Origin of the sequence: Mesorhizobium sp. M1A.F.Ca.IN.022.06.1.1, assembly GCF_003952605.1 — a bacterium.
Lineage (GTDB): Bacteria > Pseudomonadota > Alphaproteobacteria > Rhizobiales > Rhizobiaceae > Mesorhizobium.
The window spans coordinates 268217-288984 of record NZ_CP034455.1 but is presented as its reverse complement, the minus strand read 5'-3'; the positions used below and the strand labels follow the sequence as shown (position 1 = coordinate 288984).

Genomic DNA, 20768 nt, shown 5'->3' with positions numbered 1-20768 from the left:
GAAGACAGGGAAACAGATTTGCCTCGTCGATCGGTACGAGCCCATCTGCTTGGACTAATCGCAGCGGCCGTGTTGCCGGTCTGGCTGTTTGCTGCCTATCTGTTCGTTGCCTACGCCCTGCATGAGCAGTCTCGTATCGAGCAGGAGGCGCTTTGGATTGCTCGTCAGGTGTCGCTGGTCGTTGATGGCGAACTCGTCAATCTCAAGACCCTTCTGGAAGGGCTCTCCAAGTCGCCTGCTCTCGCCAATGATGATCTGCAGGCTTTTAGCAACGAGGCGAGCCGCCTCGTCCAGGGTACGGATCAGGTAATCACGCTGCGTGATCTCGGTGGCCGCGCCTTGGCAAGCACTCAATCCGCCAAGGGCTCCGAGCCTTCGGCCGAACCGCTGACGCCCGAAGAGCGCGAGCACCTGGATCTTGCTGGCGTGCTGGTCAGCAACGTGTTCGCCGCGCCGGGATCGAACGCATACCGGATCGCAGTCACCAGACAAGTGTCGGGCTCGAAAGGCCAGGCGTTGCTGCTTTCGATGTCGGTCCCGACGGAACGCATTCGGCTTGCTATGCTGCCCGCGGTACCAGCAGGGTGGACGGTCGCTGTCGGTGATCGTGAGGGCAACTACGTTGCAAGGTCCAAGTTGCATGGTCAGGTGACCGGCAAGCCCGGTTTGCCGGAATATTTAGCAAAGGTCGTCGGTCGCTCCGGTACGTTCCGATCTCGCAATTTCGAAGGCACCACGCTGCTGGCCGGGTACTACCGATCGCCCTATTCGGACTGGTTCTACACCGCCAATGTTCCGCTCTCTGATGTTCAGGCACCTCTCTGGTGGTCTCTCGCACAGATTGGTGCAACAGGCTTAACAGCGCTGCTTATTTCGCTCACTCTGGGCTACGTGGTCGGTAAAACCTTCACCAAGGCGACAGTCGACCTCGCCGCGCGCGCCGATGCGCTCGGCAAAGGCAGCGAGGTCAAACCTATGTCGACGTCTGTCGCCGAGTTCGACACGATTGCCCAAGCCATGATCAAAGCCGGCCGTGCAATCGCGGAACGCACGCGCGAGTTGGAAACCGTTCTGGATACGGCGCCGGTGGCGGTCTGGTTCACCTATGATCCGCAAGCGCGACAGGTGATCCGCAACCGGTTCGCGGCGGAACTGATGGGCCTATCGACGGAGTCCCGGAGATCCTTTGGGACGCCCGACCTGGTGATCGAAACGCTGGCGTACAAAGACGGCCAGACCATCAGCCGGGAAGACCGTCCGCTGAGCAGAGCCATGCGCGGCGAGGAAACTGACAGTGAGGAATTCGCCTATACGCTGCCATCCGGGGTGCAACGTTACCTGCTTTCCAGCGCGCGGCCCGTCCGCGATGAGGCAGGCTCGGTAATAGGCGCTGTCCAGATCAGCCTCGACATCTCCGAGCGCAAACGGAGTGAGGAGCAGCGCCAACTGTTGATCAATGAACTAAACCACCGGGTCAAGAACACGCTGGCCGTAGTTCAGGCAATCGCGAGCCAGACCATGCGCAGCGCAACCAGCCTCGCGCTCGCAAAGGAGGCGCTTTCGGCCCGGCTGGTTTCGCTGGCACAAGCGCATGATATCCTCACCCGGGAGAATTGGAGCGGTGCCGATCTCAGCACGCTCATTGCCGCCTCGATCGACCCGCATGCCTCTCTCGATCGGTTCGATCTCACAGGCGAGCCGGTTTGGTTGCCCTCGAACGTGGCGCTTTCCTTCGCGCTGGCCATTCATGAACTTACCACGAACGCCATCAAATATGGGGCGCTCTCCAATCCTACCGGATCGGTCTCGATCTCGTGGCGGTTGGAATACGTCGATGGGGGCCGAATTCTGGTCCTGGAATGGTGCGAGGAAGGCGGCCCGCCGGTCGTGCCTGGCAAACACGGCTTTGGTACGCAACTCCTGCAGCGAGTGTTCGACAGCGAAAGAACGGGCGGGGTTGAGCTGGTCTACGATCGCTCCGGGCTGCGTTGCATTTTTAAGGTGGGATTGGACCGCAGCAAGTAGCGTAAGTGCCGACGCAAACACCAGACGGCGACGAGACCCGCGACGTCTTTCAGCACTACCACCTAGGAAGAATGGAGAGTTTGGCCCGGGAATTTAGGGGGTGCCTGTTCCGACAACTTCCAAACGTCTAATGTGCCCAAATGCAGCGGTGTCGCATCGCCTTCGGTCCGTTCGTGCTCGATCCCGACATGGGGACGCTTCTTAAAGACCAGATCCCGATCACTGTTGGGCATCGTGGGCTGACGCTGCTTGCTGCGCTTACCGCACGGCCCGGTGAGATCCTGACGAAGGCCGAGCTGATGGACGCTGCCTGGCCGGGCACCGCCGTTGAGGAAGGCAACCTTACCGTCCAAATCGCGACGCTGAGAAAGGCACTCGGTCCGGCTGATAACGGCGGTGAGTGGATCGCCACAGTGCCTCGCCTCGGGTACCGCTTCACGGGGACTGTCGAGCCGGCTGCGAGCGCGTCCTACGGAGCGATCCCACCGCCCGGCAAGCCGTCGATCGCGGTGCTGCCCTTTGTCAACTCGGGCGGCGATCCGGACCAGCAGTATCTCAGCGACGGCATAACCGAGGACATAATTACGGAGCTGGCCAGGTTCCGCTCCCTGCTCGTCATCGCACGCAATTCATCGTTTCAGTTCCGTCACCCCGCATTGGACACAGCCGAAGCCCACCGCAAGCTCGGAGTTCGCTACCTCGTCGCAGGCAGCATACGAAAGCTCGGTGATCGCATTCGGATCACCACACAATTGATTGATGCCGCCACCGGCACCCACCTTTGGGCCCAACGGTACGACCGGGCCCTCAACGACATCTTCGCATTGCAAGACGAGGTTGCGGCTCTTATCGCCTCGATGGTCGAAGGCCAAGCGGAGGCCGATTCTGCGAGCCGCAGCAGACGCAAGCGTCCGACCGATTGGGACGCATACGACTACTACCTGCAGGGGCGCGCGCACTTCTACCGATATGAACTGGACAAGGCCGAGCCCCTCTTCGCGCAGTGTATCAAGCTCGATTCGGCATTCGCTCAAGGTCACGCCTTCCTGGCGCAGGCCCTCGTCGGCAGATTTTGGTACGACAACGATCTGCGGACGCTACAGAAGGCCTGGGACGCCGCTCGAACGGCGCTCGCTCTCGACAGGAGCGATGGCGTCTGTCATCAGAGCATGGGGCTGGTGCTTACCCACATGCGCCAACACAGCGATGCGGGAGTGCATTTCGAGCGAGCGCGCTCGTTGAACCCGCTGGACGTGAACATAGCGGGGGATTACGCAAGCTGGCTCAACTACGGCGGACGGGCCGAGACGGCGCTCGACGTGCTCGAAACAGCGCTCCTGCGCGACCCGGTACCACCGATGTGGTTCTGGGAGGTGAAGGGTAGCTCCCTGTTCCTGCTTGGAAGGTACTCCGAAGCCGTCGCTTCGTATCAGAACGCTGGCGACCAATTCTTCGTCCATGCTTTCCTCGCAGCGTCTTACGCACATTTAGGCGAGACGGAGAAGGCGCGCGCTGAAGTCGAGGAAGCACTGACCAGGAAACACGACCTGACTCTCCGGCTGATTTCAAATCTCCCGTTCGCCGACCATGTCGCCCTCGGGCTTTTCACATCAGGCTTCAGAAAGGCCGGTTTTCCCGCCTGAACGCACCCCAGGGAAGGCTATTTTCACACCCGGAGGGGTAGATGCTTTCCCATCTCTCAAATTTGAATGCGGGTGCACCTCGTGCGGCCCACAATAATGCATGCCGAACTATCTGTTCGAAGTCTTCCGAAATGGGCAAAGCCTCGGTGATGCTTGGGTCGACCTCGGCAACCTCACCGACCTGCGACGAGAAGCGCTGAAGGCGCTTCACGATATCGCTGCAGACGAAATCGCCTCTAGCGACTTGGATGAGACTGTGACCGTTGCCGTTCATGACGAAGCCGGCAGGCCGGTATATTCCGCAAGTCTCACCGTCTCGCAGCCGTTGCCCGCCTTGAACGGCTAGGAGTCGTCCGCTCATCCTCTGGGGGAAAGACGGCAGCGGAAGAGAGCCTTTCCTGCTGCTGATCCATCGGCCGCTCGCCGCCCTGCGCACGCGAGTGGCGTTCCTCTGCAGCATATTGGCTTGGAAGACCGACCAGCCGGTTGAGCCTGAAGCCGCACATTATTCACCGTGGTGATGAGTGTTTCTGCGTTTTCCAAATTGGACGCGTACAACCTTTTTGGGCGATGGGTCGTTCAGAACGCCTCTGCTCTCAACGCCACCAGCGAAGCAGGGCTGCGTGCCTGACGACCGATGGAGCAGACATCGATGCCTGTCGGGAACGCGCGATCGGGCCCACGCTGCAGCGGACCTCGATTGCGGGCTGGAGGCAGAAGGCACTGCTTGCCCAGGGAAGTTGAATAGGGAGTTGGTCGGCTCCCCTAAGAGTTGCCTTTCGACCAAGGAGCGATCGATGAAGTCGGCTTTCCGGTACCTGATGTTCGCCGCGGCCTTGCTGTCGCCAGCGGGAATGAATGCAGTCCAGGCAGCGGACGCTCAAATGCCACTCGCTGTTGCGAGGCCCCGGGAACCCTCCATCACCACGAGCACGTCCGAGACGACCGGCATGTCCCGGGTCAACGGCCAGAACGCTACGGTGCCCCATGTGAATGCGACGAAGCCTGGATTGCATGCCGTGTTGCTGCGGCTTGAGCCGCACAAACACGTCATGCCGCTGTCGCACCTCGATTCCCGCTTCGCGACATCCTGTCTGGAACCTTCTACGTTGCGTTTGACGACACATACGATGCAACCAAGCTCAAGGCCCTTCCGCCTGGTGGCATCTACGCTGAGCCGGCCTAGGCAGCCGTTCGGTTGCCGAATGGTGTGAGTAAGAAAACCTGAAGGGTTGAGGCGACCTACACGCGTCATTGGTTCGCCTCAGGCATTATTTCATGATTGCACTCGTCCGCATTGCCCTCAGCCGGCCCTACACCTTCATCGTGTTGGCGCTGCTGATCCTGATCATCGGCCGCTCGTGGCCCTGCGCTCGGTGTGCCCCCACACTCAGCGGCGGGCTAAGGTGACCGGCGCCTTTTCTCGTGGGGGAGAATTGCCTGAGAGCCCGGCGCCGGCCTAGCGACTAGTGGTCCGCCGCATATGCAAGATAGCTAATTTCTACCTCAAAAGGACATGGTGTGATCGCGTAACCTCTTTGGCAATCGCCCCGGCGATCAGGAATAATCCTCACCGGTGCGGCGATCCCAATTTGCGAGGATCGCCATGACAATGAAATTTCCCTTCACGGAAGACACACTCGGCAAAAAGCTGGAGGCCGGGACGGGTCTTTCTGTCTATTGCCTCACTTGCCGGCGGTCGGCGGTATTGGACTTTGCCGCACTGGTGAAACGGCTCGGGCCAGACCATAAATCCCTGCTTTGCGTACCAGTTGATGGGATCGCCTACAGGACTGTTGTTCGATGGCGCAAGAGTGATCGCGTAGGCGTTGAATTCAAGGGCACCGAGCCAAAGCCGAAGTTCCATTACGGTTGAATGCCGGCTCCGGCCTTCCTGTCTCTAGTGGCAGAAATGTCACGCAATCTGAATATGCAGCCCTTCAACTAGGGCGCGCTTATGATCCCTCTTACCGAGGCGTACCGTCTTGGCTGCGAGGGATGCGGGGACCACTGGAGGGCTCGCTGCGGCAACGCAGCGGGCGCTTCGCATGGGAGCGATGGCGATGTGCACCAGAGCAGGGCTAGCATCCAGCTTCCGGGCTTTCTGTCAGCTCACTCTCCGGCTGGACCGCCAGCGCGCGGTCTCGATGTCGTCGCGCGAAATCCCCATGTCGCTGAGGATGTCGTCCGGTGAGTCGCTCAGATCGTCAGTTGCCTTCAATAGCGCCCTCTGATCGGCTCGGCGACCAAACCAATCGACAACGGGACCAGCAACGACTAGAGCAAGGTTCATAAGCATAGGAAGGTTCACAAGCATCACGGCACTCCCTTCACTGCACAAGCTAGGCCGATGCGCCAGGAGCGTATGTGACAGGACTCACAGACCCGTTAGTGCCTGCTAATTCAAGAACGTGCCGAGAACATCACCGCCATTCCGTGTGAGCGGGAATGTTTTGCAATGCACGGAAAACAAGGGCTTAGGTGAGAGCGTGTTGCAAATGTGATGTAACCACGGTCCGGAGACCATGTTTTCATCTAAGGCATTGTTCTGCTTGGATATTTCGTTGGCTGGGGAACCTGGATTCGAACCAGGACTAACGGAGTCAGAGTCCGCTGGTCTACCGTTAACCTATTCCCCAGCAGGCGCGGTCGGCATCGCGCGAAGCGGGCGGCTCAAGCGCCGCGAGCGCTGCCTTGTAGCCGCCATCCGAAAATAGTCAACCCCGCGCCGCAGTTCAACCGCAGCCTTTTTCTCATTCGGTCGCGGGCCGCACGGGAACGCTCAACCTTCGCCGCGGCTGTATTGCGAATGCTCGAAGAACAGCACCACGCCGAGCCCGATCAGCAGCGGGATGATCAGGTAGAACAGGCGGAACACCAGGAGTGCGGCGAGCACGCCGACCGGATCCATATGCGACAGTCCGGCCAGGAAGACGACCTCGAAAACGCCGAGGGCGCCCGGCGCATGCGACAGCAAGCCGACCGAAAAGGATATCATGAAGACGCCCAGGACGACGAAATAGCCGGGATTGCCGGCCGCCGGCAAGGCAAAGTAGATGATGGCCGCCGCCGCGAGCAGCTCGACCGGGCCGATCAGCAATTGCCGCGCCACGATCGGCAGTGCCGGGTAATGCAGCTGGAAGCTGCCGACCTTGAGCGGCCTCAGATGCAGCCAGCTGCAGAACACATAGACCGCAACCAGGATCAGCATGGCGAGGCCGGCGGCTGTTGCCAGCTCGTGGTGCGGGGTCGTGGTGAAACGGTCGACGATCTGCGGCTCCAGCACCAGCACGAGGCCCCCGACAAGCAGGCTGGAGAGCACGAAGGTGATCCAGCAGATCGCCACCAGCACGCCGACATCCTGGCCGGTCAGCCCCCGGGTCCCATAGGCGCGGTAGCGGATCACCGCGCCAGACAGCACCGAGCCGCCGATATTGTGCGACAGCGCATAGGTGGTGAAGGAGCAGAGCGTGACGAACAGCCACGAAACTTTCTTGCCGATATGGAGCAGCGCAATGTGGTCGTAGCCGGCGAGGGAGGCATAGGCGACGACGGAACTCAGCGCCGCCAGCACCCAGGCGCGCGGGGGATGGCGACGATACCGGCCCAGACATCGTCGAGTGAGATGCCGCGCAACTCATGGATGAGCAGCCAGAGCGAGAACACCACGGCCGCTATGCCGATGACCGGCCAGAAATAGCGCGTCCAGTTCATGGCGTCGTCGTCATGCGATTAAGCTCATCGCTATGATGTTGCCCAAACCCGTTCCAAGTCTCATTGAGACATGCCTGATTGAAGCCGGCTATTCAACCGGCATGAGGTGGCCCCTGCGTGACGGCGCCAAAAATCGGGGCATGCGCTCTTGGTGATTGCAAAGCGCGCTGCTAGTCTGTTCTCAACTTGAAACAAATCGAGGTGCCTGCTGCGTCCTTGCTGGTTCGCGCGGCGCCGAAAGGAATTGAAGTGGAAGACCACGATACCGGCGCGGGCGCGTCGGCAGTGGGCGTGTCCGGGGCATCGCCGGCGGTACCGGCGGGCCCGCCCGCGGGGCGTTTCAGCCGCCATGCGGGCGCGCACGCAAGACATGCCGACAATCAAGGCGAGAACCCGAAAGGCAAAACGCGCAAGCGCCGCAAGCGCAGGCGCGGCCGCAAGGTTTTCGCACGCGATGAGAACGGCGGAATACCGTCGCCGGGGCCCGTCGCCGCTCCCGCCAGCCTCGCGCCTGAACCCGCGCCGATCGTCCCCCAGCCGCGACCGTCGCTTCCGAATGGCGCGCGCCCGCCGCATCAGGAACTGCCGGTATTCGCAGCGCTCGATCTCGGCACCAACAATTGCCGGCTGCTGGTCGCGGTGCCCGCCCGCCACGGCCATTTCCGTGTCATCGATGCGTTCTCGCGCATTGTCAGGCTGGGCGAGGGGCTTTCGGCCAGCGGCCGGCTCGGCCAGGCGGCCATGGACCGTGCCGTCGAGGCGTTGAAGGTCTGCGGAGACAAGCTGCGCAACCGCAAGATCAGGAAGGCGAGGCTGATCGCCACCGAGGCCTGCCGCTCGGCCGAAAACGGCGTCGAGTTCCTCGAACGGGTCGAGCGCGAGGCCGGTCTGAAGCTGGAGATCATCGATCGCCAGACCGAGGCCCGGCTGGCCGTCTCCGGCTGCGGCTCGCTGGTCGAGCGCGAAACGCGTGGCGTGGTGCTGTTCGACATTGGCGGCGGCTCGTCCGAGATCGCATTGATCGACCTCACGCGCGGCCAGCGCTCGCCGCAGCTTGCCAACCACATCGTCTCCTGGACGTCGCTGCCGGTGGGTGTCGTCTCGCTCGCCGAACGTTTCGGCGGCCGCACGGTGACGCGCGAGACCTTCGCCGCCATGGTCGATGACGTTGCGGTGCGGCTCAAGGCCTTCGACGGGCGCAACCGGCTCGCGCATGTGCTCGCCAGTCCGAATTTCCATCTGCTCGGCACCTCCGGCACGGTGACGACGCTGGCCGGCGTCCATCTCGACCTCGAGCGCTACGATCGCCGCCGCGTCGACGGGCTGTGGATGGACCGTCAGAGCGTCGACCGCATGGTGGAAAAACTGATCGGCTGGGATTTTCAGCAGCGCGTCGCCAATCCCTGCATCGGCGCCGACCGCGCCGACCTGGTGCTTGCTGGATGCGCCATCCTGGAAGCGATCCGCGGCGTGTGGCCGTCGGAGCGGCTGCGGGTCGCCGACCGCGGCCTGCGCGAAGGTATATTGAGCGAACTGATGGCCGATGACGGCGTCTGGCGTCATGACGGGCGTGGCCGGCAATGAGCAGGAAGCCAGAGAAGCCGGGCTCGGCCGGCATGCGCGTGTTGAAGACCCGGATCAAGAAGAAGAGCGGCCTGAAGGAATCCTCGCGCCGCTGGCTCGAGCGGCACATGAACGACCCTTATGTGCAGCGCTCCAAGGCCGATGGGTACCGTTCGCGCGCCGCCTACAAGCTCACCGAGATCGACGACAAGCATCATCTTTTGAGACCCGGCATGAAGGTGATCGACCTCGGCGCCGCGCCCGGCGGCTGGTGCCAGGTGGCGGCGGCCCGCACGAAATCGAGCGCGGAAAACCCGCATGTCGTCGGCATCGACTATCTTGAGATGGACGCGGTGCCGGGCGCTGTCATCCTGCAGTTGGATTTCCTCGATCACGACGCGCCGCAAAAGCTCTCAGAGGCGCTCGGCGGTCAGCCCGATGTCGTGCTGTCGGACATGGCTGCCCCCACCACCGGGCATCGCCGGACCGATCATCTGCGCACCATGCATTTGTGCGAAGTGGCGGCGGATTTCGCCCTGCAGGTTTTGAAGCCCGGCGGCCATTTCCTCGCCAAGACCTTTCAGGGCGGGGCCGAGAACGAGCTGCTCTCGCGGCTCAAGCAGAATTTCCGCTCGGTTCATCATGTGAAGCCGCCGGCCTCGCGCGACGAGTCGGTGGAGCTTTACCTGCTGGCGAAGGAGTTCAAGGGGTAGCGCCTAACCTTCTCCCCTTGTCAGGAGAGAAGGGAAAGGTGGCGCTCATTTCCCCGCGGTCCCCACCGCCTCCAGCGTCTTCGGCGTCGTCAATTTGCCATGTCCCGACACCGCATTGCCGGCGTCCGGCGCCAGCCGCATGAAGGTCAGCGATGCCGCCGCCGAAACCGCCGCGACGATGAAGAAGGCGATGTGGAAATCGCCAAGCGTCAGCGGGCCGCCATGGATCGAAGTCGACACTTCGAGGATGCCGCCGGCCAGCGCCACGCCGAGCGCGATCGACAACTGCTGGAACACGGCAACGATCGGCGTCGCCTTGCTGGTGTCGGCGGTCGATACTTCGGCGTAGGACAGCGCGTTGACGCCGGTGAAGAACATCGAGCGGATGAAGCCGCCGACCAAAAGGATCGCGAGCATCAGCGCATAGGGGGTTGCGGGGGTGAAAAGGCCGTAGATGGCAATCGAGCCGGCGGCGATCAGCGATCCCCAGACCAGCACCCGCCGGAACCCGGCGAGCCTGAAGAGCAGCGCGGTGACGAACTTCATGCCGATGGCGCCGACCGCGGAGACGAAGGTGATCATACCGGACTGGAACGGCGTCAGCCCGAAGCCGATCTGGAACATCAGCGGCAGCAGGAAAGGCACCGCGCCGATGCCGATGCGGAACAGCGAGCCGCCGAGCACGGAGGAGCGGAACACCTGGTTTCTGAAGAGCTCCAGCGCCAACAGCGGGTTCCTGGCGCGCCGAGCATGCAGCAGATAAAGCACGCCCGAAACCAGGCCGACGGCAACGGTAATGAAGCCGGCGATCGGCGGCAAAGCGGGGAGGCTGACCACCGAGAGGCCGAAGACGATGCCGGACGCCGCGAGGCCGCTGAGCACGAAGCCCGGGAAGTCGAGCGGCGGCGTTTTGGCGGGGTCGGTTTCCGGCAAATAGCGGGTGGCAAGCCAGATGCCCAAAAGCCCGATCGGCACGTTGATCAAAAAGATCCAGTGCCAAGTGAAATAGGTGGTGATGAAGCCGCCGATCGGCGGGCCGACCAACGGCCCGACCAGCGCCGGCACCGTCAGCCATGACATCGCCGCGACCAGCTCGCTCTTCGGCGTCGCGCGCACCAGCACCAGGCGCCCGACCGGCGTCATCATGGCGCCGCCCATGCCTTGCAGGAAACGCGACACCACGAAGGCCGGCAGCGAATTGGAGAAGGCGCAGGCGACCGAGCCGGCAATGAAGACGGCGATCGCGGCGCGAAACACCTTCTTGGCCCCGAACCGGTCCGCCATCCAGCCGCTGATCGGAATGAAGATTGCCAGCGACACGAGATAGGCCGTCAGCGCCAGCTTCAGCGCGATTGGGCTGGTGTGGATGTCAATGGCGATTGCCGGCAGCGAGGTCGCGATCACGGTCGAATCCATGTTCTCCATGAAAAGAGCGACCGCCAGGATGAGCGGGATGATGCGGTTCAAGGGAACGCCCTGATTTGACTTCGCGATTCCGGGCCTGGCTTTGGGGGCGAGCCGGCACGCCGGGGCGGTACCACCAATTGGCCCGGATGTCGCATTAATTTGCGGTCACTTTTGTGCGACCGCAACCCTCGCTGGGAATCATCGCGCGCGCCGCTTGATAAACAGAGCCTCTGTCGTTATTGTAGTGAGAATAACTACAGGTTAGGTGCAGCCATGGACGAAACCGTTTCGGCAGCCGATGCCAATCGCAGGTTCTCCCACATCCTGCGTGATGTACGCGAGGGCCACAGCTACGTCGTGACCACCCATGGGCGGCCGGTGGCGCGGATCGTGCCTGCGCAGAAGCACGAGGACGTGGCCTCCCGCTCGCACGCAGCATTGCTGTCGCGCCTCGAACGGCAGCCGATACTCAATGCCGTACACTGGACCCGCGATGAACTTTATGAGGACGATCGGTGAAGGTCGCCATCGACACGAACGTCCTGGCCTATGCTGAGGGCGTTAACAACGCGGAGAAGCGCGACGTCGTTATCGAACTGCTACGCAACGTTCCACGAGAGGCCGCAGTCATTCCGGTCCAGGTGCTGGGCGAACTGTTCAATGTTCTCGTCCGCAAGGCTGGAAGACATTCCCAGGAAGCTCGGGATAAGCTGCTTAGCTGGAGCGACGCCTTCGCGGTTGCCGGAACGACGCCGGAAGTGATGATGAAGGCTGTCGATCTTGCGGCAGACCATCGTTTCGGCATCTGGGATGCTGTCATTCTTTCGACTGCTTCGCAAACGGGTTGCCGGCTACTCCTGTCGCAAGATCTGCAGGATGGCTTTACCTGGGGCGGTGTAACCGTCGTCAATCCTTTTGCATCGCCGCGGCACGATCTGCTGGATGCTCTCCTAGGTGCGGAATAGGAACCTGAAGCGTCTCGCAACGATCGGCTTTTCATCGCCTGCGGGACGTGTTACCAGCCAGCGCCAATCCTGAAAGGGAAGATGAGAGTCGGCGCTGGCCATTTCGGCCCAGCGCCTTTTCCGCATTCAAAAAGGACTGGCCATGGCAAAAATCATCGAGACGTCCACCGGCGCGCTGGCGCTGACCTTCGACGACGTGCTGTTGCAGCCCGGCCATTCCGAGGTCATGCCCGGCCAGACCGACATCCGCACCCGCATTGCCAGCGACATCGATCTCAACGTGCCGATCCTCTCGGCCGCCATGGACACGGTCACCGAAGCGAGGCTGGCGATCGCCATGGCGCAAGCCGGCGGCATCGGCGTCATCCACCGCAATTTCTCGCCGGCCGAGCAGGCCGAGCAGGTCAGGCAGGTGAAGAAGTTCGAATCCGGCATGGTGGTCAATCCCGTTACCATCGGCCCCGACGCCACGCTCGCCGACGCCCTGGCACTGATGCGCGCTCATGGCATTTCCGGCATTCCGGTGGTCGAGAACGGCGGCACCGGCGGTCATACGGTCGGCCGGCTGGTCGGGATCCTCACCAACCGCGACGTGCGCTTCGCCTCCGATCCGTCGCAGAAGGTCTACGAATTGATGACCCGTGAGAACCTGATCACGGTGAAAGAGAATGTCGACCAGGACGAGGCCAAGCGCCTGTTGCACAAGCATCGCATCGAGAAGCTGGTGGTGGTCGACCGCAAGGGCAATTGCGTCGGCCTGATCACCGTCAAGGATATCGAGAAGTCGCAGCTCAACCCGCACGCCACCAAGGACGCTCAGGGGCGGCTGCGCGCCGCGGCCGCCACCAGCGTCGGCGACGACGGCTTCGAGCGCGCCGAGCGCCTGATCGATGCCGGCGTCGACCTTCTGGTCATCGACACCGCGCACGGCCATTCGCAGCGCGTGCTGGACGCGGTGACGCGGGCGAAGAAGCTCTCCAATTCGGTGCGCATCCTGGCCGGCAACGTGGCCACCGCCGAGGGCACGCAGGCGCTGATCGATGCCGGCGCCGACGCCGTCAAGGTCGGTATCGGCCCCGGCTCGATCTGCACCACCCGCATCGTCGCCGGCGTCGGCGTGCCGCAGCTGTCGGCGATCATGTCGGCGGTGGAGACGGCTGAGAAGTCGGGCGTGAGCGTCATCGCCGATGGCGGCATCAAATATTCGGGCGATCTCGCCAAGGCGCTCGCCGCCGGCGCAAGTGCCGCCATGATCGGCTCGCTGCTTGCCGGCACCGACGAGAGCCCGGGCGAGGTCTATCTGCACCAGGGCCGCTCCTTCAAGGCTTATCGCGGCATGGGTTCGGTCGGCGCCATGGCGCGTGGCTCGGCCGATCGCTACTTCCAGGCCGAGGTGCGCGACACCTTGAAACTGGTTCCGGAGGGCATCGAAGGACAGGTTCCCTACAAAGGACCTGTGGCTGGCGTGCTGCACCAGCTTGCGGGCGGCCTGAAAGCCGCTATGGGTTATGTCGGTGGGCGCGATCTTGCCGAGTTCCGCGAACGCGCCACCTTTGTGCGCATATCAAACGCCGGACTTCGTGAAAGCCACGCCCATGACGTCACGATCACCCGCGAAAGCCCGAACTATCCGGGCGGACTTTGATCAGGCAGACGAGCGGCCGGATCGCTTGGGACTATGGCGCAACCTGATCGTCACGGTGTTGCGCCTGTCGCGTCACGCGGCGGCGCTCTCGATTGGGTCCGCGGCGATCTTCATCGCCATGACGGCGCTCGAGTTCTTTTATTTCCGCCACCTGAGCGGCGGGCTTCCTTCGCTCGACATGCGTGTTACCGGCTTCACGCCGGATGAGGGCATGGCATGGCTGACGGCGCTCGGCCGGCGCGGCAGCGAGATCATCATCGTTTGGCATTATCTGACGTTTGATCTGCTCTTCCCGGCGCTGCTTTCGCTCACCTTGCTCAGCCTGATCCTGGCCTTCGGCAGGCGGCTGAGCACTTTCCGCTCCATGCCCGCGCAATTGAAGGCGCTGTCGGCACTGGTCCTGGTGTTGCCCTATACGATCGCCGACTACGCGCAGAACTTCGCCGTGGCGCGGCTTTTGTCGGATTTCCAGTCGGCCAATCCCGACTCGCTGGCCTTCGCCTCGTCGCTGACCGTGACAAAGTTCACGCTTCTGGCGATCCCCTTCGCGGTCGTTGCGGTCCTGGCGCTTGCCGGGCAGCGGCGGCGTTAAACGGTAGGGGCAAGATGAACCAGACCGCCATCTTCTGGCCGATGCTGGCGCAGGTGCTGCTGGTCTACATCGTCTATCTGGTAATGCTGAAGCGGCGTTATCTTGCCGTGAAGTCCGGCGAGGCCAAGATCAGCCAGTACAAGGTCCGCTCGACCGAGCCGGCCTCAAGCGTTACCGTCGCCAACAACCTCATCAACCAGTTCGAGCTGCCGGTCCTCTTTCACGTGCTATGCTTGGCGCTGTTCGTTACCAATGGCGTGAATTACCTGACGCTGACGCTGATGTGGCTCTTCGTCGTCACGCGCTATGTGCACGCCTGGGTGCATCTCACCAGAAACTATCTGCTGCACCGCAGCCGCGCCTTCTTCCTCGGCGCGGGCATCCTTCTCGTCGCCTGGATCTGGTTCGCGCTGCACCTGCTTGGGGCGGTGTAGATTGATGCATGTCGCCCAGAAGCGTGCGCGGTTCTGGGACAACGACACGCCATGAAATTCAAGTATTTGAAGCGGTTGCCGGAATCCGTTTCGGCGCGACGCGCTTTAAAGGTCGAACACCGCTATCCTGCGCTTGTCGAACTTGATGCCGATCTCGCCGCGCACCAGTCTAAGCGCCTGTTCGCCAAACACGGCACGCCGCCAGCCTTGCAGCGCCGGCACGTCGGCGGCATCACCCTCGGCGGCGATGCGGTCGATGTCGTCGCTCGAGGCGAGCACCTTGGAGGCGACGCCTTCCTTCTCGGCGACAATCCTGAGCAGCACCTTGAGCAGTTCCGCCGCCGCGCTCGAGCCCTCCGGCGGCTGGAATGTCTTCGGCAGTTTGGGCATCGCTTCCTTCGGAAGGGAAAGGGCGGTGTTGACGGCGCTGAGCAGCGCGGTGGCCGTCGCCGAACGCTCCCAGCCCTTCGGCGTCGTCCGCAGCCGCCCCAACGCAGTCGCGTCGCGCGGCGCCTGTTGCGCGATTTCGTAGATCGCATCGTCCTTGAGCACGCGGCCGCGCGGCACGTCGCGCTCGCGCGCCTCGCGTTCGCGCCATGCCGCCACCGCCTGCACGATCGCCAGCTCCTGCGGCTTGCGCAGCCGCATCTTCAGCCGCTTCCAGGCATCCTCCGGATGCGGATCGTAGGTCTGGCGCGAGGTGAGGACGTCCATCTCCTCATTGAGCCAATGGGCGCGGTCCTCGCGCTTCAGCTCGGCGCTGAGGTGCTCATATACCTTGATCAGGTGGGTGACGTCGGCGAGCGCGTATTCGAGTTGCTTGTCGGAGAGCGGCCGGTGCCGCCAGTCGGTGAAGCGCGAGGATTTGTCGAGCCGCGCGCCGGTGATGCGCTGCACCAGCTGATCGTAGGAGACGCTGTCGCCGAAGCCGCAGACCATGGCCGCCACCTGCGTGTCGAACACCGGATGCGGCACCAGGTCGCCCAGATGAACGATTATTTCGATGTCCTGGCGTGCGGCGTGAAAAACCTTGACCACCGCTTCGTTGGCCATCAGCCGGAAGAAGGGTTTGAGGTCGATGTCGGGCGAAAGCGGATCGATCAGCGCCGTCACGCCCGGCGCGGCCATCTGGATGAGGCAGAGGATCGGCCAGAAGGTCGTTTCGCGGATGAATTCGGTATCGACGGTTACGAATTCGGACTTTTCGAACGCCGCGATGACGCTCTCGAGTTCTTTCTGGGTGGTGATGACGTGCATCAATTCGCTTTTGGCATCATATCAGGCCTCTTTCAATTTCAGCCGCAAGCGCTTTCGTCAAGCCGCAGTTAGAGCAATTCCAGGAAAAGTGACGAACAGTTTTCCGTCCGGAATTGCGTAAAAACAAAGAGATAGAGCGGTTCGGCGTTTCCGCGAAACGCTGAAACGCTCTAGTCCTGCTTGTCGGAATCGCCGCCCCGCCGCGCCAGCCGCGCGAACAGCGTCGACGTGCGCAAAAGCGCGGTGAAGCGGCTACGGCTGCCGGCCGGCACACTCGACCGCACCTGCATGCGGTAGAGGATCACAATGATGAGAACGGCATAGACGACGGCGTTGAAAACGAACAGCGCGCTCGGCCCGAAATGTTGCATCACCGCCGAGGCCGCAATCGGACCGCCGATCGCGCCGAAGGAGTAGAACAGCATCAGCGCCGCGTTGATCAGCACGAATTCGCCTTTGCCGGCCCGGTCGTTGGCATGCGCGGCCGATAGTGAATAGAGCGGCATGGCGAAGCTGCCGAAGATGAAAACGATGATGAAGTTGAGGAACGGGTCGGCGCGCGCCACGAAGGCCAGCGCCAGCGCGGCAAGCATGGCGCAGCACGTCGTCGCCAGCAGCACCGAGCGGCGGTCTCGGCGGTCGGAGAGATAGCCAAGCGGATATTGGATGAGGGCGCCTCCAAAAATGCCGACGCTGACGAAGGTCACGACATCGGCAACCGACATGCCGATCTCCTCGGCATAGACCGGCGACAGCGTGCGAAAGGCGCTGTTTGTGACGCCGACGGCGATGCAGCCGATCGAGCCGAGCGGCGAGATCCGCCAGACGCGCGGCAGGTCGAGCTTGACGTCTTCCGGAGGCGCCGGGTTCGAGCGGTCCCCGAGCGAGACCGGCACCAGCGAAAAGGTGATCATCATCGACATGACGGCGAAGATGGCGAAACCGCCGGCGCCGAAGATCGGAATCAGGAATTGCGCGCCGGTAACCGAGCCGATGTCGACCATGCGATATATGGCGAGCATCCGCGCGCGGTCCTTGTTGCCGACGCCGGAATTCAGCCAGGCTTCCATGACGGTGAACAGGCCGGCAAAGCAGAAGCCGCCGGCAAAGCGCACCGCGCACCACATGACGGGGTCGATGACGAGCACCAGAAGCAGCGTACCGACCGAGGCGATCGCGGCCAGCGCGGCAAAAGTCCGGACGTGGCCGACCGCCTTCAGGATACGCGTGACGGCTAGGCAGCCGAGCAGGAAACCGGCGAAATAGAACGTGCCCATCAGGCCGATATCGGAAGCGGAAAAGCCTTCCTGCGCCCCGCGCAAGGCAATCAGCGTTCCCTGCAGCCCATTGCCGCCAAGCAGGATGCCTGCGGCAATCAGGAGCGGAATAAGCGGACGGATGGACGACATTAAAGAGAGGCAATCACGGATCTGTGACCTCTTCTTGGACCATAGATCCTGTCAACGCCAGCGGCAAATGCAACTTCACATCCTTGCACCCGGCCGAGGAGATGGGCTGCCAATTGGGGTAGGGGTGTCCTAAGCCTTGCCGGCCCATATTTCTATCTCCAGCTCGACCGTAGCAGGTGTCTCGCCCGGAAACGCATGGATGTTCTCCGCGGCCGGCCTCCGGCCAAGTGAACCTAGCGTCAGCAGGCTGAGCACGATGAAGGGGATGCCGATGCCATAGGCGGAGCGGATGCCCCAATGGTCCGATACGAAGCCGAGCAGCGGCGGGCCGAGCAGGAAAGCGATGAAGGAAATCTGTGAGAGCGCCGCGACGTTGATCGCCGCCGGGCGATCCGTCCGTTGCGCGGCGGCGGAGATCGCCAGCGGGAAGAGGGCGCTGCTGCCAATGCCCAACAGGGCAAAGCCAAGCATCGAAACGGCCGGCAGCGGCGAGAAGAAGACGATGAGCACGCCGGCCGCCATCGCTGCCAAGAGCACGCGCGCGACCCCGCTTGGCGAGTGGCGGTCGACGAAGGAGTCGGCGAAAAAGCGTGTGGTTGCCTGCGAGAAGGCAAACAGCGCCACGGTCAAGCCGGTGACGAAGGGGCCGGAGTCGAAGGCGGTGCGCATGTAGATCGCCGACCAGTCGATGCTGGCGCCTTCGAGGAGCATCGCCGAAAGCGTCACGGCGACCAGGACCAGGATCGGCAATGTCGGCCGCGCGAACATCGGCGCCTTGTCGCCGGAGTTGGCGAAGCGGGCGGGCGCCGGCTCGAAGCCGCCGAGAAACAGGGCCGTTGCAATGGTCACCATCGGCACCACCAGCGCCAGATGCAACTGCGGCGACAGGCCGAGATGCGCCATGGCGCCGCCGAACAGCCCGGCGCCGAAGAAGCCCGCGCTCCAGAGCTGACGGTCGCTACCAATTCGCCGGGCGTCGCATCGGCACTCGCCGATCTGCCCCTGGTCGAGCTGTTTGTGCTGGGCGGCAGGTATGTCCGCGACCTCGGCACCTGTGTCGGCGGCGATACGCTGGCCGCCGTGGCGCAGCTTGGCGCCGATCTGTTCTTCCTTGGCTCCTGCGGCCTCGATGCCTCGCGTGGCGTCACCGCCTTTGATTCGGCGGAAGCGGAGGTCAAGCGCGCCATGGCCGGGAATAGCGCCGGCATCGTGATCGTCGTCACCAACGACAAGCTCGCCACCGCGGCGCCTTATCGCGTCGCCGCGCCCGACGCGATAAGCCATCTGGTGGTGGACAAGACGGCGCCTTCACCCATCCTTGCCGATTTCGAGCGCCTGGGTGCCGAAATCCACTTTGTCTGACCTGGGGCACCGCGCCTGCGTGTGACCGCTTGCCTTGACAAAGCCGGCCTCTCATGCGCTTTTCGCGCCAATTTTCCAGCCGGGCTTTCGCCCGCAATTCCGGACTCCACCAATGACAATGCATCGTTACCGCAGCCACACCTGTGCCCAATTGAGAAAGACCGACGTCGGCAATTCGGTCCGCCTGTCCGGCTGGGTGCATCGCGTGCGCGACCATGGCGGGCTGCTCTTCATCGATCTGCGCGACCATTACGGCCTGACCCAGATCGTCGCCGACCCGGACTCGCCGGCCTTCAAGGTCGCCGAGACGGTGCGCGGCGAATGGGTGATCCGCATCGACGGCGAGGTCAAGGCGCGCCTGCCGGAGACCGTCAACGCCAATTTGCCGACTGGCGAGATCGAGATTTTCGCGCGCGAGATCGAAGTGCTCTCGGCGGCCAAGGAGCTGCCGCTGCCGGTGTTCGGCGAGCCTGAATACCCCGAGGACATCCGCCTGAAATACCGCTTCCTCGACCTGCGCCGCGAGACGCTGCACAGGAACATCGTTGCGCGCACCAAGATCATCGCCGAGATGCGCAAGCGCATGGGCGAGGTCGGTTTCACCGAATTCTCGACGCCGATCCTGACCGCGTCGTCGCCCGAAGGCGCGCGCGACTTCCTGGTGCCGTCGCGCATCCATCCCGGCACCTTCTATGCCCTGCCGCAGGCGCCGCAGCAGTACAAGCAGCTGATCATGGTCTCCGGCTTCGACCGCTACTTCCAGATCGCGCCCTGCTTCCGTGACGAGGATCCGCGCGCCGACCGCCTGCCCGGCGAGTTCTACCAGCTCGACCTCGAGATGAGCTTCGTCGAGCAGGATGACGTGCTCTCCACCATGGAGCCGGTGCTTCGCGGCGTCTTCGAGACCTTTGCCGCCGGCAAGCCGGTGACTCAGCAATTCCGCCGCATTCCCTTCGACGAGGCGATGCGGACCTACGGCACCGACAAGCCGGACCTGCGCAACCCGATCGAGATGCAGGCGGTCTCGGATCATTTCCGCGATTCCGGCTTCAAGGTCTTCGCCAACATCCTGGCCAACGATCCGAAGGCCGAAGTCTGGGCTATCCCCGCCAAGACCGGCGGCAGCCGCGCCTTCTGCGATCGCATGAACTCCTGGGCGCAGGGCGAGGGCCAGCCAGGCCTCGGATACATCTTCTGGCGCAAAGAGGGCGACAAGCTCGAAGGCGCCGGACCGATCGCCAAGAACATCGGTGAGGAACGCACCGAGGCGGTGCGCCAGCAGCTTGGCCTTGCCGATGGCGATGCCGCCTTCTTCGTCGCCGGCGACCCGAAGAAGTTCGTTTCCTTCGCGGGCGCCGCGCGCACCCGCGCCGGCGAGGAATTGAACCTCGTCGACCGCGATCGCTTCGAGCTCTGCTGGATCGTCGACTTCCCGTTCTTCGAATGGAACGAGGACGAGAAGAAGATCGACTTCGCCCACAATCCGTTCTCCATGCCGCAGGGCGGCATCGACGCGCTCGGCGGTCAGGAGCCGCTGGGCATCAAGGCGTTCCAATACGACATGGTCTGCAACGGTTTCGAGATCGCTTCCGGCGGCATCCGCAACCACCTGCCGGAGACCATGGTCAAGGCCTTCGAGATGGTCGGCCTCGATCGCCAGACGGTCGAGGAGCGCTTCGGCGGCCTCTACCGCGCCTTCCAGTATGGCGCGCCGCCGCATGGCGGCATGGCGGCCGGCATCGACCGCATCGTCATGCTTTTGGTCGGCGCCAAGAACCTGCGCGAGGTGACCATGTTCCCGATGAACCAGCAGGCCTATGACCTGCTGATGAACGCCCCTTCGGAGGCCACCCCGCAGCAGCTTCGGGAGCTGTCGCTGCGCGTCGCCGTCGCGAAGAAGGACTGACGCGGGGGCTCATCCTGAATCGATGGTAGCCCCGGGAGCGATTGGCGGCTGGCCATCGCTCCCAGAGCCATTTTCTCAAGGATTGGGTCAGAGCGTGTGGGCAACCGCCCGGATTTCAACCAATTGCTGCGGG

17 protein-coding genes, 1 tRNA gene and 1 pseudogene are annotated in these 20768 nt (G+C 63.0%); 13 read left to right on the top strand and 6 right to left on the bottom strand.

Translation table 11 applies throughout. The features are described from left to right. Positions 1 to 69 precede the first annotated feature (69 nt). The 4 genes from EJ078_RS01515 (at position 70) to EJ078_RS30055 (ending at position 5544) form a co-directional block, all read left to right on the top strand. On the top strand, positions 70 to 2025 hold the full coding sequence (locus EJ078_RS01515; protein WP_245435085.1) for an HWE histidine kinase domain-containing protein: 1956 nt from the start codon (positions 70 to 72) through the stop codon (positions 2023 to 2025). A gap of 173 nt (positions 2026 to 2198) precedes the next feature. Then, positions 2199 to 3668, top strand: a complete 1470-nt coding sequence (locus EJ078_RS01510) for a winged helix-turn-helix domain-containing protein (protein ID WP_245457109.1) — start codon at positions 2199 to 2201, stop codon at positions 3666 to 3668. Positions 3669 to 3768: 100 nt separating this feature from the next. Then, entirely contained in the window at positions 3769 to 4014 is a 246-nt protein-coding gene (locus EJ078_RS01505; RefSeq protein ID WP_127216273.1) for a hypothetical protein, read from the top strand. A 1260-nt stretch (positions 4015 to 5274) separates the two neighbouring features. Beyond that, the gene (locus EJ078_RS30055) at positions 5275 to 5544 is read left to right on the top strand and encodes a hypothetical protein (RefSeq protein ID WP_245459049.1); all 270 of its coding nucleotides are present in this window, start codon (positions 5275 to 5277) and stop codon (positions 5542 to 5544) included. Between the two features lie 689 nt (positions 5545 to 6233). Here the strand turns inward: EJ078_RS30055 and EJ078_RS01495 are convergent. Beyond that, a tRNA-Gln gene (locus EJ078_RS01495) sits at positions 6234 to 6307 on the bottom strand. A gap of 143 nt (positions 6308 to 6450) precedes the next feature. Next, a pseudogene (locus EJ078_RS01490) lies at positions 6451 to 7382 on the bottom strand (YbhN family protein). 249 nt (positions 7383 to 7631) lie between these two features. Between EJ078_RS01490 and EJ078_RS01485 the strand changes: the two are divergent. Together EJ078_RS01485 and EJ078_RS01480 are read left to right on the top strand one after the other, a co-directional pair. After that, positions 7632 to 8966, top strand: a complete 1335-nt coding sequence (locus EJ078_RS01485; RefSeq protein ID WP_127216272.1) for a Ppx/GppA phosphatase family protein — start codon at positions 7632 to 7634, stop codon at positions 8964 to 8966. After that, positions 8963 to 9658: an RlmE family RNA methyltransferase gene (locus tag EJ078_RS01480; protein ID WP_067329957.1), complete on the top strand. Its 696-nt coding sequence runs from the start codon at positions 8963 to 8965 to the stop codon at positions 9656 to 9658. Before EJ078_RS01485 ends, EJ078_RS01480 begins: the two co-directional genes overlap by 4 nt. A 45-nt stretch (positions 9659 to 9703) precedes the next feature. On the opposite strand, the gene EJ078_RS01475 is transcribed toward EJ078_RS01480, so the two are convergent. Beyond that, the gene (locus EJ078_RS01475; protein ID WP_127404114.1) at positions 9704 to 11125 is read right to left on the bottom strand and encodes an MFS transporter; all 1422 of its coding nucleotides are present in this window, start codon (positions 11123 to 11125) and stop codon (positions 9704 to 9706) included. 213 nt (positions 11126 to 11338) lie between these two features. Here EJ078_RS01475 and EJ078_RS01470 point away from each other — a divergent pair, with 213 nt between their 5' ends. From EJ078_RS01470 to EJ078_RS01450, 5 genes are all read left to right on the top strand, one after another. Further along, positions 11339 to 11584 (top strand): type II toxin-antitoxin system prevent-host-death family antitoxin, encoded by a 246-nt coding sequence (locus tag EJ078_RS01470; RefSeq protein ID WP_127217512.1) that lies wholly within the window; start codon positions 11339 to 11341, stop codon positions 11582 to 11584. Continuing rightward, entirely contained in the window at positions 11581 to 12030 is a 450-nt protein-coding gene (locus EJ078_RS01465) for a PIN domain-containing protein (RefSeq protein ID WP_127404113.1), read from the top strand. The genes EJ078_RS01470 and EJ078_RS01465 overlap by 4 nt, the downstream gene beginning before the upstream one ends. Before the next feature lie 142 nt (positions 12031 to 12172). Next, positions 12173 to 13675, top strand: coding sequence for an IMP dehydrogenase (gene guaB, locus EJ078_RS01460; protein ID WP_067329968.1), 1503 nt, complete (start codon positions 12173 to 12175; stop codon positions 13673 to 13675). A gap of 43 nt (positions 13676 to 13718) precedes the next feature. Then, positions 13719 to 14267, top strand: a complete 549-nt coding sequence (locus EJ078_RS01455; protein ID WP_245322393.1) for a hypothetical protein — start codon at positions 13719 to 13721, stop codon at positions 14265 to 14267. Positions 14268 to 14281: 14 nt separating this feature from the next. Next, positions 14282 to 14701, top strand: a complete 420-nt coding sequence (locus EJ078_RS01450) for an MAPEG family protein (protein WP_067000646.1) — start codon at positions 14282 to 14284, stop codon at positions 14699 to 14701. Between the two features lie 105 nt (positions 14702 to 14806). On the opposite strand, the gene rnd is transcribed toward EJ078_RS01450, so the two are convergent. The 3 genes from rnd to EJ078_RS01435 all read right to left on the bottom strand — a co-directional run bounded on the left by rnd (position 14807) and on the right by EJ078_RS01435 (position 18270). Then, entirely contained in the window at positions 14807 to 15958 is a 1152-nt protein-coding gene (gene rnd, locus EJ078_RS01445; protein WP_067329970.1) for a ribonuclease D, read from the bottom strand. Between the two features lie 170 nt (positions 15959 to 16128). After that, positions 16129 to 17367, bottom strand: a complete 1239-nt coding sequence (locus EJ078_RS01440; RefSeq protein WP_127404112.1) for an MFS transporter — start codon at positions 17365 to 17367, stop codon at positions 16129 to 16131. A 129-nt stretch (positions 17368 to 17496) separates the two neighbouring features. Beyond that, a complete protein-coding gene (locus tag EJ078_RS01435) occupies positions 17497 to 18270 on the bottom strand; it encodes an MFS transporter (protein ID WP_245457251.1) in 774 nt (257 codons plus the stop codon). Between EJ078_RS01435 and EJ078_RS01430 the strand changes: the two genes are divergently transcribed. Together EJ078_RS01430 and aspS are read left to right on the top strand one after the other, a co-directional pair. Next, on the top strand, positions 18262 to 18729 hold the full coding sequence (locus tag EJ078_RS01430) for a DeoR/GlpR family DNA-binding transcription regulator (RefSeq protein ID WP_245457249.1): 468 nt from the start codon (positions 18262 to 18264) through the stop codon (positions 18727 to 18729). The two genes, EJ078_RS01435 and EJ078_RS01430, sit on opposite strands and share 9 nt — an antisense overlap. Positions 18730 to 18847: 118 nt before the next feature. Continuing rightward, entirely contained in the window at positions 18848 to 20635 is a 1788-nt protein-coding gene (gene aspS, locus EJ078_RS01425) for an aspartate--tRNA ligase (protein ID WP_067329976.1), read from the top strand. The last annotated feature ends 133 nt before the right edge of the window (positions 20636 to 20768 follow it).

Coding starts and splice junctions, on each gene's coding strand:
- EJ078_RS01505 (WP_127216273.1), top strand. CDS start 3,769: ATGCCGAACTATCTGTTCGAAGTCTTCCGAAATGGGCAAAGCCTCGGT.
- EJ078_RS30055 (WP_245459049.1), top strand. CDS start 5,275: ATGACAATGAAATTTCCCTTCACGGAAGACACACTCGGCAAAAAGCTG.
- EJ078_RS01480 (WP_067329957.1), top strand. CDS start 8,963: ATGAGCAGGAAGCCAGAGAAGCCGGGCTCGGCCGGCATGCGCGTGTTG.
- EJ078_RS01470 (WP_127217512.1), top strand. CDS start 11,339: ATGGACGAAACCGTTTCGGCAGCCGATGCCAATCGCAGGTTCTCCCAC.
- guaB (WP_067329968.1), top strand. CDS start 12,173: ATGGCAAAAATCATCGAGACGTCCACCGGCGCGCTGGCGCTGACCTTC.
- EJ078_RS01450 (WP_067000646.1), top strand. CDS start 14,282: ATGAACCAGACCGCCATCTTCTGGCCGATGCTGGCGCAGGTGCTGCTG.
- rnd (WP_067329970.1), bottom strand. CDS start 15,958: ATGCACGTCATCACCACCCAGAAAGAACTCGAGAGCGTCATCGCGGCG.
- EJ078_RS01440 (WP_127404112.1), bottom strand. CDS start 17,367: ATGTCGTCCATCCGTCCGCTTATTCCGCTCCTGATTGCCGCAGGCATC.
- EJ078_RS01430 (WP_245457249.1), top strand. CDS start 18,262: ATGCGCCATGGCGCCGCCGAACAGCCCGGCGCCGAAGAAGCCCGCGCT.
- EJ078_RS01435 (WP_245457251.1), bottom strand. CDS start 18,270: ATGGCGCATCTCGGCCTGTCGCCGCAGTTGCATCTGGCGCTGGTGGTG.
- aspS (WP_067329976.1), top strand. CDS start 18,848: ATGCATCGTTACCGCAGCCACACCTGTGCCCAATTGAGAAAGACCGAC.